The organism is Brasilonema bromeliae SPC951 (genome assembly GCF_012912135.1).
Taxonomy (GTDB): domain Bacteria; phylum Cyanobacteriota; class Cyanobacteriia; order Cyanobacteriales; family Nostocaceae; genus Brasilonema; species Brasilonema bromeliae.
In genome coordinates, this window is sequence record NZ_QMEB01000188.1 from 1 (window position 1) to 13,591 (window position 13,591).

Annotated in this window: 13 protein-coding genes; 5 read left to right on the forward strand and 8 right to left on the reverse strand. The window is 41.3% G+C overall.

Annotated features, from left to right (window positions below; genetic code table 11):
- Window positions 1-281: 281 nt before the first annotated feature.
- Entirely contained in the window at window positions 282-485 is a 204-nt protein-coding gene (locus DP116_RS20625; RefSeq protein ID WP_169156950.1) for a hypothetical protein, read from the reverse strand.
- On the opposite strand from DP116_RS20625, the gene dnaN reads away from it, so the two are divergent.
- A complete protein-coding gene (dnaN, locus tag DP116_RS20630) occupies window positions 484-1,650 on the forward strand; it encodes a DNA polymerase III subunit beta (protein ID WP_169156951.1) in 1,167 nt (388 codons plus the stop codon). The genes DP116_RS20625 and dnaN overlap by 2 nt on opposite strands.
- Window positions 1,651-1,837: 187 nt before the next feature.
- Here dnaN and DP116_RS20635 read toward each other — a convergent pair whose 3' ends face one another.
- Together DP116_RS20635 and DP116_RS20640 are read right to left on the reverse strand one after the other, a co-directional pair.
- On the reverse strand, window positions 1,838-3,016 hold the full coding sequence (locus DP116_RS20635) for a TRC40/GET3/ArsA family transport-energizing ATPase (RefSeq protein ID WP_169156952.1): 1,179 nt from the start codon (window positions 3,014-3,016) through the stop codon (window positions 1,838-1,840).
- Window positions 3,017-3,059: 43 nt separating this feature from the next.
- Window positions 3,060-3,449, reverse strand: coding sequence for a C6orf136 family protein (locus DP116_RS20640; RefSeq protein ID WP_169156953.1), 390 nt, complete (start codon window positions 3,447-3,449; stop codon window positions 3,060-3,062).
- A gap of 431 nt (window positions 3,450-3,880) precedes the next feature.
- On the opposite strand from DP116_RS20640, the gene DP116_RS20645 reads away from it, so the two are divergent.
- Window positions 3,881-4,369 carry a hypothetical protein gene (locus DP116_RS20645; RefSeq protein WP_169156954.1) on the forward strand — a complete coding sequence of 163 codons (489 nt, stop codon included), beginning with the start codon at window positions 3,881-3,883 and terminating at the stop codon, window positions 4,367-4,369.
- A 296-nt stretch (window positions 4,370-4,665) separates the two neighbouring features.
- On the opposite strand, the gene DP116_RS20650 is transcribed toward DP116_RS20645, so the two are convergent.
- Window positions 4,666-5,244: a CesT family type III secretion system chaperone gene (locus tag DP116_RS20650; RefSeq protein WP_169156955.1), complete on the reverse strand. Its 579-nt coding sequence runs from the start codon at window positions 5,242-5,244 to the stop codon at window positions 4,666-4,668.
- Between the two features lie 284 nt (window positions 5,245-5,528).
- The gene (locus tag DP116_RS20655) at window positions 5,529-6,488 is read right to left on the reverse strand and encodes a phosphodiester glycosidase family protein (RefSeq protein ID WP_246275725.1); all 960 of its coding nucleotides are present in this window, start codon (window positions 6,486-6,488) and stop codon (window positions 5,529-5,531) included.
- Window positions 6,489-7,048: 560 nt separating this feature from the next.
- Here DP116_RS20655 and DP116_RS20665 point away from each other — a divergent pair.
- Both DP116_RS20665 and DP116_RS20670 read left to right on the forward strand, forming a co-directional pair.
- Entirely contained in the window at window positions 7,049-9,220 is a 2,172-nt protein-coding gene (locus DP116_RS20665) for a protein kinase domain-containing protein (RefSeq protein ID WP_169156957.1), read from the forward strand.
- Between the two features lie 13 nt (window positions 9,221-9,233).
- Window positions 9,234-10,718, forward strand: coding sequence for an ammonium transporter (locus DP116_RS20670; protein WP_169156958.1), 1,485 nt, complete (start codon window positions 9,234-9,236; stop codon window positions 10,716-10,718).
- A gap of 14 nt (window positions 10,719-10,732) precedes the next feature.
- On the opposite strand, the gene DP116_RS20675 is transcribed toward DP116_RS20670, so the two are convergent.
- Window positions 10,733-11,209, reverse strand: coding sequence for a roadblock/LC7 domain-containing protein (locus tag DP116_RS20675; RefSeq protein WP_169156959.1), 477 nt, complete (start codon window positions 11,207-11,209; stop codon window positions 10,733-10,735).
- Between the two features lie 96 nt (window positions 11,210-11,305).
- Here DP116_RS20675 and DP116_RS20680 point away from each other — a divergent pair, with 96 nt between their 5' ends.
- Entirely contained in the window at window positions 11,306-11,545 is a 240-nt protein-coding gene (locus DP116_RS20680; protein ID WP_169156960.1) for a hypothetical protein, read from the forward strand.
- A gap of 85 nt (window positions 11,546-11,630) precedes the next feature.
- On the opposite strand, the gene DP116_RS20685 is transcribed toward DP116_RS20680, so the two are convergent.
- Together DP116_RS20685 and cobQ are read right to left on the reverse strand one after the other, a co-directional pair.
- Window positions 11,631-11,870 carry a 2Fe-2S iron-sulfur cluster-binding protein gene (locus DP116_RS20685; RefSeq protein WP_048871599.1) on the reverse strand — a complete coding sequence of 80 codons (240 nt, stop codon included), beginning with the start codon at window positions 11,868-11,870 and terminating at the stop codon, window positions 11,631-11,633.
- 11 nt (window positions 11,871-11,881) lie between these two features.
- A complete protein-coding gene (gene cobQ, locus DP116_RS20690; protein ID WP_169156961.1) occupies window positions 11,882-13,360 on the reverse strand; it encodes a cobyric acid synthase CobQ in 1,479 nt (492 codons plus the stop codon).
- Window positions 13,361-13,591 lie beyond the last annotated feature (231 nt).

Sequence of the window (13,591 nt, forward strand, 5' to 3'; positions counted from 1 at the left end):
TGACATCGGTAATCTTACACCGGGAAGGGAGTAATAACAGCCTTGACGAGTAAACTTTATTTGTACCGATCTACTTATTGTGTTTTCCACAAGGAACGGCTCATCTCAAGTGTTAAGTTAAGTATAAAGAATCTTTAAGATAAAATTACTTTGTGGAAAACTTTCGACAAATCTGTGGAAAAATTCATCAAGTATAAATACTCTGTGGAAAACCTACCCTGTTTTTCCACAAGTTTTCCACAGCTAGCAACCTACTGAAGCATCTTTGAAGTAGATGTGCATCAAGTTTTCCACAATTTCCACAGGTAGGACGACTGAATAACTAAAAAATCATAAACTTGACCAATGATTCCTTGATGGTACAAGCCAAAAAACCCGTCCGTGGAATCAATCCATAAGTTAAGATCCAAAATTCCCAAGCCTTTGAACCCGTCCGTGGGGTCAATCCATAAGTTAAGATCTAAAATCCAAAATTGTCTGACCATGAAATTAGTTTGCACCCAAAGCGACCTTAGTACTAACCTCTCACTCACCAGCCGTGCTGTACCCTCACGCCCAACACATCCAGTACTTGCTAACGTGCTACTACAAGCGGATGCTGAAACTAACCAAGTCAGCCTAACAGCGTTTGACCTCAGTTTGGGTATCCGCACGAGTTTTAGCGCCGAAGTCTTGCACTCTGGAGAAATTGCGATCCCCGCCAAGCTGCTTAATGACATCACTGCTCGCCTTCCAGAGGGTGAAATTACTCTAGAAAACGAATCAGCTTCTATAGATGATCCCTTAGCAGGGGAAGGCTCAATTGTGACTCTGATACCCAAAAGCGGGCGTTATCAAGTACGCGCAATGGGAGCACAAGAGTTTCCAGAACTCCCTGTCATCGAAAATACTCAAGCACTACATATTCCTGCGGGTGCATTAATTGAAGGATTACGAGGTTCTCTATTTGCAACCAGTGCAGATGAAACCAAACAAGTTCTCACCGGCGTACATTTAACAGTTCAACAAGACACACTGGAATTTGCAGCAACTGATGGACATCGTTTAGCTGTCGTACAAACGACTAATGAGAGTCCAGATACAAATACGGAAACTCGCTTAGAAGTGACAGTCCCAGCCAGAGCATTAAGAGAACTAGAACGGATGCTGGCTCATACTAACTCACAAGAGGAACCTGTGGCGTTGTATTTTGACCAAGGTCAGGTTATTTTTGAATGGCAAAATCAAAGGCTGACGAGTCGTACTCTTGAAGGACAATATCCTGCTTACCGTCTACTCATTCCCCGACAATTTGAGCGAGAATTGGTTTTAGATAGGCGACAATTCTTGAGTGCTTTAGAACGAATTGCTGTGTTCGCAGATCAAAAGAACAATGTTGTTAAGGTGAGCATGGATAGCGAAGCGCAGGAGATAACTATATCCTGTGAAGCTCAAGATGTTGGCAATGGTAGAGAATCAATGTCAGCACAGATATTAGGAGATGATATAGATATTGCTTTTAACATTAAGTATTTGATGGAAGGTTTAAAAGCATTGCCCTCGACTGAAATTCATGTGCAGCTAAATGGAAATTTGACCCCAGTGATTTTTACTCCAGTTGGTGGTTTTAAGATGACTTATTTAGCGATGCCTGTTCAACTTAGGAATTAAAAAAGAATCCAGAAGTCAGCAATACAGCAGTCATAATTCCTCGTTCCTTGCCAGAGGCAAGGAATGCATTTGCTCAAGGCTCTGCCTAATCGCTGATTAAGAGGCAGAGCCTCTTATAATGCATTCCCATGCAGAGCATAGGAACGAGAAATAGGAACGAGAGAGACGAGAGAGACAAAAGAGCCTATTATGCCGCAGCAAAACGGATTTTGAGATAGTCTTCCTCCATTTTTGCCCCCGCCGGTTGCAATGCTGCTAAAGCTTGTGGCAAGACTAAATTTCGGCGGTGATTACCAATTGTGATATTTAATTCATCTCCACTTTTACTTAATTGAACCTGGTTCTTAGGAATGCCAGGTAAGTACAATTCCAAGCTGTATTGATTATTTTCTTGAACAACTCTAATTGTGGTTTCTTTGTAATAAACCTGAGTTGGATCTTCATCTTTATACAGTGTTTCCTTGAGGCGTTCTAAGGCCGCCAAACCACACATCTCTTCAGAAAACAGTGGAACTTCCTTAATAGGTAACGGATGGAAGTTTTCATGAATTTCCTGGCGGTACTGCCGTTGATTCTCTTTCCAACGCTGGAAAAAGGGGTCTTGCACTGCTTCCGGAATAATGCGATTTGCGACGACTAAATCCGTTGCAACGTTATATAAACTCAAATAAGCATGAGCGCGAAGAGATTCTTTAATCACCATTTTTTCAGGGTTGGTGACAAGGCGCACAGAGGTTTGAGTGTTATCTGTTAATACTTTTTCCAGAGCTTCTATTTGTTGATAGAATTCGTAAGGTGCGTCCATCACCTCTTTGTCTGGTAAAGAGAAACCAGCAATTGGTTTAAAAAAAGGTTCAACTAAAGGTCTTAGTGCGACAGAAATGTTTTGAAAAGGTTTGTAAAAACGCCGCATATACCAGCCACTGACTTCTGGTAAACTTAACAGACGTAGTGCTGTGCCAGTAGGGGCTGAGTCAATAATCAAAACGTCAAACTCCCCTTCATCGTAATGGCGTTTCATTCTGACCAAGCCAAAAATCTCATCCATGCCTGGTAAAATAGCTAATTCTTCCGCCTGCACTCCGTCTAAACCCCGTGCCTGTAAAACTTGAGTGATGTAGCGCTTTACAGCACCCCAGTTTCCCTCTAGTTCTAGTAGTGCATCCAGTTCCGCACCCCACAAATTGGGGCGAATTTGTTTCGGTGCGTGTCCCAGTTCTAGATCAAAACTGTCTGCCAGAGAATGAGCGGGATCTGTGCTCAAAACAAGTGTACGATAACCCAGTTCTGCACAACGAAGTCCAGTGGCGGCGGCTACGGAGGTTTTTCCCACACCGCCTTTGCCTGTCATTAGAATTACACGCATGGATGGTTTTGTCCAAGATGAGGAGTATTTACATTTATTTACATTATGAACTCTTTAAGGGAAATAAATGCTGTTTCAGTACATCTAGGCGCGAACAATGCCAATAATCTATGTGAGACACAATCAACTCTTGAGTGTTAAGGCGTAATTCACTCCAGCCTGGGATAGAAATACGTGGTTTCCAAGGAAGGGGGGTATTCCAGCTGAGTGTCCACTCGGTTTTGATTGTGTCTCCCTCTGTGCGAATATCGTGCAAGTCCATTTTGGGATTTAAAAAGCAAGTCTTGATGAATTTAATCATCAGCTTGTACTTTTCAACACCACGAAATTTGAAGACTTGATCTTGAAAATAAACGTCTTGAGCGTAGATGCTGTATGTCTGATTATCAGGAAATCTTTGATAGTCTTGTTTGAGAATTTCAACGATATCCATAATGCAATAATCCAATTAAATAATCCAAAAGACAAAGTGAAAAAACTTAAAGAGTGAATCTCTTATATTATCTTAGAGCATGTTTATAAATAAAAGATAAAAATTTTTATGGTGTGTCACGACGCACGATTCTACATCTATAAAGCAAAAATTCTAGAACCCCTTACACTAGGGTTGTGTGCTAAAAAATTTCTATTCATATACAATTTAAGCGAAACAAACTCTAAAAAATAGCTAATAATATGGAGGACACAAATGGCAAACACAAGAGACACATTTGACTGGATTTTTTTTTAAGGCAGTTTAGCCGAGATTTACTGGCTCGTTTAGAAGATAGCGAATTTACAAATTTACTATCAGAGATTATTAATAATAAATGGTTAGGCTATCCTGGAGCAATAGATACTGAAATTCTCACCGTTGAAGCTCGGTTGGAAACAACTTTACCACCTTCTTTCCGAAACTTTTTAGCAGCTAGTAATGGTTGGCAAAAGTTAGACAATATGATTGATAGACTTTTATCAACTCAAGAGATTGATTGGTTGGCTTCAAGAAACCAAGAGTTGATTGATGGATGGATGACTGGAATTCAAATAGGAAGTGGTTATACTCCTGTGCCTGATGAAGAATATTTTGTTTATGGAGACGAGCAAGACTCAACTTTGCTACGAAACGAGTATTTGCAAACCGCCTTAGAAATCGGTGGTGACTCAAATCAAGGATTATTACTACTTAATCCTCAAATCGTATCTGAGAATAACGAGTGGGAAGCTTGGTTTTTTGCTAATTGGCTTCCTGGCGCACATAGATACAGATCCTTTTATGAGTTGATGCTAGACTTGCACAAGCGTTTACTTGAGCTTCCAAAGCTTCGGGAGATTCCTAATTCTGATGAGAATACTTACAAAAAACTTCTTTAACACTTGCATTAACTCAAACCTCAACTCCACATTCGGCTAAACCTAAATAATCTCTAGCTAACAAAACCCGCAAAGCGACCCTTTAGGAAACCACTACCTGAAATCGACCTCGATAGATCTACCTGATTGGGGGCATCGCAGCACAACTTGCATTTCAAACCTTCTTTCCACAATTACTTTTGTGTTGTTTTTTACCTCATCTCCAGCGAATGCGTCTTTTTGCACTTAGTTCTGGAATTGACATTCAAATTTCTAGATGCAAGATCTGAGTTAATGAAATGAAGTCTCTAAAATTTTTATAGAGAATTGGAATCAACCTCATTCCACAAGCGCTCTAACTGATACCGCCATGCTGCTAAAACTTCCTCTCTGGCTTGTGCAGTTTGATCTAGTTCACCCATCAATCCTTCTGCATAAAAGCGTTCTAAGTTTTGTAGAGTGGCTTCTAAAGATTGATTCTGCTGTTTAGCTGCAATCACAATCTGCCGAATACGTTTTTCAATCAGTTTGTTAAAGGCATTATCTAAACCAGTTCGATAGAGAGAAATCAGTTGGGCGATCGCATCTTCAAAATCTTCTGGCGTTAAACTATTGCAGTTGTGCTGAAACACCCCCCATAAAGCCCCTTGCTGCAAGGCATAACGTACTTCCTGAGTTTCTTCAAAGTTTGCTTCTAAAAACTGTTCTAAAAAAGGTTGAGCCTCAGATACTGGCATAATGGGTAATAAGATGCGTAACCAGCTTTCATCATCCGACAGCAAAACCAGCAGCCGAAAATCGGGAGTTTCTACTTGCCAGGAACCAGGTGCAATAGCATTGACAGACGCTGCACTAAATAACTCTTTGAGCGTATCCGCGATTTGCGAGGGTATCATAGTCTTTATTTTCGCTTCAGTTTATAGCGTACCTTTTTCAGCTAGCAATGTTATCTGCTTTAGTCATAAGTCTTTCTTTTGACGTAGCTGTCTTTTCATTAATTGCTATTTTGTAAGAATTCAGGAGCCAGAATTCAGGAGTCAGAAGAGTTAAGAATTCCGTTAAAAATTTGATGAAAGGAATATACCAAAAATCATAGACTCCTTATCAATTCTGACGAATGATCTCATTGGTGCTGAATTCTTACGCTATTTTTTTTAAATTTCTTGACTGAGGGGCTTGATTAATTCTTCAAAGGTTTCTTATAAATTAAAAATACTGAACCAATTGGTCCGGGGTTTTCCACATAAATTTTATTATTATAGTACAGCCCTGGAGACATTCCTCCATCAAATAACATTCCTTCTTGAATCTTGCCTAAACAGTTATTGCGAGCAATTCCTTCAAGAACATCATCAAACATATCTGGTAAAAGCTCTTGATTAACTTGAGATACTTGAATATCGGAATTTGCCTTCAGATCATTGACTAGTAAAATGACATAACCTTTATCAGTAATAGCTACAAGAGAGCGATTTCTTGCTTGTTGGCAAGCAAGTTCTCCTAAATCTTGACAAATATCTTTAAACTTGCCGTTACGATAAAACCTGCCATTCCCTCCTACTAAATTATAGTTAAGAATATTATCCTTTCTTCTTCCTACTTGAAGAGTCGCCTGACGCTGCTTTGGTTGATCTGCTGATATACCAAAAGAAGAACGTTTATTTTTAAAATCTCCTGAATATTCCACTCCCCGAGAAATATTTAAGCCTTGAGGTTTATTGTTAGTATCTATGTAATCCGCATTAATTGCTGCAATTGGTAGTTGCCCGTTTAATTTTGCATTTTCATTACTTCCGAGTTCATGAAATAATTTTGGTATATATTCTTGACGAAATTTCCCTTGATTGTCTTTTGCATAAAGCTGATGAGACAAACCCATATTGACTTTGAAGTCTAAAGCTTCTGATTTTGGGTTAAAAATAATGACATGGTTAATTCCTTTTGCATATCTTTCACCCTGGTTATTGGTTTTGAAGAAAGTAATACTGAATTGAGAATTTCCTCCTAAACAAGTTTGGGAGGCTTCACTTGATGCATTGAAGTTAATATATTTACAGCCTGCTAAAAAACAGAGAACGATTGTAGATAGAAAAAATAAAATTCTTGTGTTTTTAGAAAAAAGACAAAACTTAGTCATCATAAGTAAACAATATCATTATCATATAAACAATAAAAAGCTCACATAATTTTCAGCTGCGATAATTTAGTGAGCGAACTGTCAGTTTATTAAGTATCATGGCAATTTATAATATCAAGATTAAGAGGCGAGCATGGTGAAAGAGGCGTTCGCGCCCTGCGCGGCTCCCCTTGGGAGCATCGCGTGCGTCGCGGTTTGCAGCATCACTACTGTGTTCAACAAAAGCTATATACCTCAAGACTTGTATAAACTTGCAAGAAGATTTTACAGTACGAAGAGTTCCAGACATGATGAATTCTTTGTTGCGGCGCTCACTTACAGAAAAAACTTCACTAGAACATGAAACCCGTTTCACTATATAGACGTGGGAGTCTGGACTAGGCTAAGCTAATATACTATATCTACTTATACTAATTCCCCATGAATATGAGTTTAATCTTTCTTAATAATTTTGTCTGGAAGCCTTACACACTGTGGTTGTTTTTCACCAAATATTAAGCTCAAGTTTACTCCAAAATTGGTATTAGTTCTAAGTTAAAATCTTTGCTTAAATAAAAAATATTGTGACCTACTGCATCAACCCCTGGTGTCAACAGCGCCAAAATCCTAATTATGTGGAGCGTTGTCAAACCTGTGGGAATAGCTTATTTGTAAATGAGCGATATCAGTTAGTAAAACCGTTGCGCGAATTGCGCCACCAACAATATACTGAAGTCTTTGAGGTAGATGATCGGGGGACGCGAAAAGTCCTAAAGGTTCTCAAAGAAGACGATCCGAAGTTGATCGAAATGTTGCAGCGAGAGGCAAGCGTCTTGAGTACTCTCAACCACCCAGGAATTCCTAGAATCGAGCCGGATGGATACTTTACCTTAACCTTAGCGGTTGGCTACGGTTCTTATATATTATTGCACTGCTTAGTGCTTGAGAAAATTGAGGGGCAAAACTTATGGCAGTGGTTAGAGCAGAATCAACCAATTTCTCAAAAGCAAGCTCTAATTTGGTTGCAACAGATTGTAGAGATTCTAGCTCTTGTGCATGAAAATAAACTTTTCCATCGGGATATCAAGCCATCTAACATCATGCTTAAACCTGATGGTCAACTTGTGTTAATTGACTTTGGCTCTGTTAAACATGGCACCAAAGCTTACTTGAGCGGTATCCGTAAGGGTCTTGAAGGTACGATAATATTGTCATCTGGTTATACGCCCCCAGAACAAATCCAAGGCAAAGCTGTCAAGCAATCAGATTTTTATGCACTAGGGCGAACATTTGTCAACTTACTCACAGGTAACCCTCCAAGTTCATTTTTACAGGACTCGACAACAGGTCAGTTAATTTGGCGAGACAGCGCTCCTGGGATCTCGAAGCCATTGGCAGATTTAATTGATTCCTTGATGGCTTTTTCTCCAAATCACAGACCTGAAAATACGCGGGTTATTTTGCAAAGACTAGAAAAGATTAGTCGCGAAACTGATGAATTGATGCAAGCTATAGAGTCATCAATTCGTTCAAGTTTGTCACAACTGCCTCAACCGCTAAAATTTTTTACTGAACAAATTCTCAAAAATAAACTTCAGCGGTTGGCGAAGCAAAGCAGAATTCCTAAAATAGCTCTTTACGGGCGTTCTGGTGCGGGCAAATCATCTCTGATTAATGCCATTCTGGGACGGAGTGTTACCGAGATTGGTCTAGCCAAAGCAACAACACAAATCACTGAAATATACGATTATGAGCGGAACGGGTGGAAATTAAGATTCGTAGACTCACGTGGTGTAGGTGACTCACGGGATCATGCAGCCTTTCAACAAGCTATTAACGACATCGTCCAAAACAAAGTAGACATCCTGTTATTCGTTATTCCAGCTGATGAGCGAGCATATGTGACTAGCGATATTGATTTTCTCACTGAACTGAAATCAACGCACAAGCGAAAACATGGAGTTGAACTACCAGTCATTTTGGTTTTAAACAAGATTGATCGAATTCAACCCACCTCGGAGTGGAATCCGCCCTATAACCTTTTTGACTCCCAGACTCGCGACACCAAATTCAAAACAGCCAGACAGCAAGCAAAGGAAGCAAATATTCGTGATTGCGTTATGGCGAGAATCACCGAGTACAAAACTTTAAGTTCAATGTATGTTTATATTTGTACTTTATGGGATGAATACGACGATAAACGGTACAACATAGAAGAACTCGCTCTACGGATATATAAATGTATTCCTGACGAAGCCGGTAAACAGGGCTTTGGAGGAGCAACCGCCGCTATCACACTCAAGAAAGCTGTCGCCCGGGACTATACATTTGTCGCCGCATGTTTGGCATTTCTTGCTGGCTGGTTTCCTTTTGGTGACCAAAAGGGAGTGTTGTCGATACAACGTCGCTTAGTCAGTATGATTGCCCAAATTGCTACTAACGCAGATCAGAGCAATGAAGCCGAAAAATTATTGAGACAATTGGGTGTTCAACAAGCTGATACGAAATCACCTCTATCTACGACATTGGCAATTGGTGAAGCGGCAATTCGTTATTTTATCGAGCAAGACAGCACTATTGAACAAGCGCAGCAGGCTTTTACCGAAGAAAAAGAGCGACGAGAACCAGAATTTCAAGAAGCACTTAAAGGAGGAACTAACAAAGTAGTGAGCAAACTGCGAGAAATAGATCAAGAACTATATGAGCGTTACGGCTTGCCACGTATGTATGAGGATGATAAGGATGATATATTGTAAAATTTGACAGAATATGAAATTGGAGTCTAAACCAAAACTCAAAGAATTAAAGTGCAAAAAAAGCTGGCTGTCACTGAATTGGAAATTCTGCTTACCCTTGACAGCTATAACTGTGCTGATTTTGAGTTCCGCCGCAGTTGCTCAAACTTCCACATCCCCAGTCAAACCCTCTCTAAGCTTACAACTAGCTGTGGACACGGTATGGGTGCTGTTCACTGGCTGTTTAGTGTTCTTTATGAATGCTGGGTTTGCAATGTTGGAAACAGGCTTGTGTCGCCACAAGAATGCCGTCAATATATTAGCTCAAAACTTCATTGTATTTGCAGTGGCGACAGTGGCTTTCTGGGTAATTGGCTGTGCGCTTATGTTTGGGGACAACACAAACCCATTGTTTGGAACAAAAGGTTGGTTTTTTGATGGAACAGACCAACAGATGTTCAAATCCCTTAAGTCTAGTGTACCTCAGTCAGCTCTATTTTTCTTTCAACTCGTTTTTGCAGGCACCGCAGCAACTATTTTTACTGGAGCGGTTGCTGAACGGATTAAGTTTATTGCATTTTTTATCTTTAGCTTTTTACTCATTGGTATTTCCTACCCTATTACTGGTCACTGGATTTGGGGTGGTGGTTGGTTATCCAAATTAGGCTTCTACGATTTTGCCGGTTCGACTGTGGTTCATTCGGTTGGTGGTTGGGCTGCTCTAGTGGGAGCTTGGCTGTTGGGACCACGTTTGTACAAACTTGAATCACGCGGTGCACCGATTTATCGCTATCTCAAAAACGGTAGCAACATTGCTATGCCTGGGCATAATCAGAGTATGGCGACTCTGGGGGGCTTTATTCTTTGGTTGGGCTGGTTTGGCTTTAATGCAGGCTCAACGCTGAAGGCTGATCCTGGTGCGATCGCTCATATTTTGCTCACAACCAACATGGCTGCTGCAACGGGTGGTATCGCAGCAACCCTGATCTCTTGGAGGCGCTTTGGTAAGCCTGAACTTACCATGATCATCAATGGAGTCATGGCAGGTTTGGTATCCATTACAGCTTCCTCTGCTTTCGTTAGCATTCGCAGTGCGTTTTGGATCGGTCTGATTGCAGGAATTCTTGTGTTCTTCTCGGTACTTTTTATAGACACAAAGTTAAAAATTGATGACCCAGTGGGTGCTATCTCAGTTCACCTTGTCAATGGTATCTGGGGAACACTAGCTGTGGGCTTATTTAGCGTCGGTATAGAAGATAAACTACGCAATAATGCTGTGCAATTTGCGCCTGGTCCAAAACCGGGATTATTCTGTGGTGGGGGTTTAGAACAATTCTTGATTCAGTTACTTGGTATTATCTCAGTGGGAATTTTCACATTTGTGTTCAGCGCTCTTGCTTGGTCGGCAATTAAAGCTACAGTTGGTCTACGAGTTTCACCCCAAGCGGAACTTGATGGTTTGGATATTAGTGAGCATGACATGGATGGTTACCACGGGTTTGAGAAGAAACAGGTGTAGTAAATCTCCACTGGTTAGTCAGGTATCTTACTTCCTCTATACATAAGAGGATGGGAAAATTTACCATCTTTACTAATAAGTTTTGATACAGATTCTTGCAATTTTGTCTGATTTGAGTCTGTGCTTTGGGACTCCTCATCTTTGAGTACAGCCTTCAACTTGTCCACAGTGCGATTGATATCTACAACTAGCATCCCTTCTGGAACCTTACTGGCTATGACTAGTAAGAAAATATCAGGGCTACAGGTGGTTAAAATCACATAACCGTCTGCACCTTTAACCGAAATCTGCTCAATCCCCTCCCATTGCACTTCCTTACGGGTGCGGTTAGCCAAATAAATCATCGTTCCCGCCATAATCAAGGCGGAATCATCATCCATCCCAATTGTTGCGATCGGCTTACCCTCAGAATTCACGAGTGCTGTACCCTGAAAGCCCATCATGTTACTAGCAAATTTTTTTAAAATTGCCCTAATCTCGTCTATATTCATAACTGGCTATATATCTAATTCTGCTAGAGCATACACTTATTTGATGATAACCTAGCAGATTTTCGGACATTGATCGTCATAGCTTCGTAAAAATCAATGAGGTCAGAATCCAGGAGTCAGAATACTAGACTCCTTACAAATCCAGCAATTCTGACCTCATTGGTGCTGAATTTTTACACTGCTTCACGAAATAAAGGTGTTCGACAGCGATCGCCCTTGGCGCGCCCTATGCCCCAACCAAACGGAGTTTGGTTGCCCCAAATCGGAGATTTGGGGAGAGGGGTTTTGGAAAAACCCCTCTGGGCATATACGGGCGATCGCTTCGGTGCAGCATAGCGGCAGATCACTAGTGAGAATAGGACATGAATTAGGAGTTATCAGTTGAAAACTCATAACTCCTAACTCATAAGTATTATTTCAATTACCAAGTTGGGTCACTAAACAAATTTATCGTCAACTCTTCGCGTCTTGGCGGTACTGCTGTAATGCAAGCACGGATCATGTGTCCATCCTCAACTTCCACACTGCAAGCGTGACACGACCCCATCAGACACCCAGTGGGAATAAATACGCCAGCTCGGTCTGCTACGTCGAGTAGGGGTTCTCCCACTTCAGCATCAACTGTAACATCATCTGGTAAGAAGCGGACGCGAACAGTCATGAAAATTACCCTCAAGGCAAAAACAGTGTTAAGTCCAAATGGCGTTCAACTTCAGCAGCTACAGAGTCTAAGATATGCTCTCTTTGTTCCCGGTAATTAGCAACCCCTGTTGGCAAAGATTTTAAACCCCGCTGTTGACGTAGACGATTTAACCAAGCACGTCTCCAAGGACCATTGTCGAAGATACCGTGGAGATAAGTACCCCAGACCGATAAGCAATTATCCACCAAGCCTAAATTAGCATCATCGAATAGAGTATGGTAGTTTTCGGTTTCTGCTAGCGGAATTTCTATGCGCGATCGCCCTTGATGAATTTCAAACCCGATTACGGGTAAGCCCATTTGTGGAAAATGCGAGTTGACTTGGCGTTGACGAGCGACTTTCTGTCCTGTGATCACAGTTTTTATGGGTAACAGCCCTAGTCCTTGATATCTGCCAGCTTGTCCTTCAAGTCCCTCTGGATCGGCTATCATCTGACCTAATATTTGGTACCCACCACAGATACCCAAAACTGTACCACCTGCTGCTGCATAGTGTTGAATTGCTTCTGCCATACCGCTTTTTTGCAGCAATATCAAGTCAGGAATTGTTGTTTTTGTACCAGGAATAATCAGTGCATCAGGATGTCCCAATTCTTGCTTAGGACTTATATATTTTACCCCAACTGTAGGTTCTGATTCTAATGGATCAAAGTCAGTAAAGTTAGAAATTCTTGGTAAGCGGATGACACTGATGTTGAGTTCAGTTTGTAATTTTTCTACTCTCCGTTCCAATAGATCCAGGGAATCTTCCGCAGGATATAACTCTTCCAAGTAAGGGATAACACCAACAACAGGAATACCAGTGCGTTCTTCCAACCATTTTATTCCTGGTTCTAGGAGCGATCGCTGTCCACGGAATTTGTTAATCACAATACCGCGAATCAAAGCGCGTTCATCTGGATCCAGTAACTCCAGGGTTCCTATGACATGGGCAAAAGCACCACCTCTGTCAATATCAACAACGAGTAGAGTTGATGCATTCAAGTATTTTGCCACCCGCATATTGGTTAAGTCTCGGTGCTTGATGTTAATCTCCGCAGGGCTACCAGCACCTTCACAAACCAACAAATCAAATTCTGTACTCAAATGCTGTAGAGATTCTTCAATTGCCCGCCACCCGAGTTCAAAATATTGTTCGTAGTACTCTACAGCGCTGACTTTACCCATTGGTTTTCCCTTGATAATGACTTGAGAGGTCATATCTCCTTGTGGTTTGAGTAAGATAGGGTTCATTTCTATCCAAGGGGTAACTCCCGCAGCCCAAGCTTGTACCGCCTGGGCGTAGCCAATTTCTCCACCATTAGCGGTCACATAAGCATTTAAAGCCATATTTTGACCTTTGAAGGGAGCCACTCGCCAGCCACGGCGCGACAATATACGACAAACAGCCGCTGTTAACAGTGATTTCCCTGCGTGGGATGTTGTTCCCACAATCATAATTGCTTTCATAACCAAATATTTGTTTTTCCAGCTTGGGTCGGTTAATTCAAAAGGTGAAATTAGTCATGAGTTTTCAGACTACGAACTCTTGACTAGGGAGTCAACGCCCTACGGGCAGGGTGTAAGGGGGTAAGGGTATAGGGGTGTAGGGGAACCCCATCAATAAATCGCGCAGCGCAGTGGAGTGCAGTGGCGGTCTGGGCTTGATACAAGGACGCCTCAACTTCGGCACCATGTGTC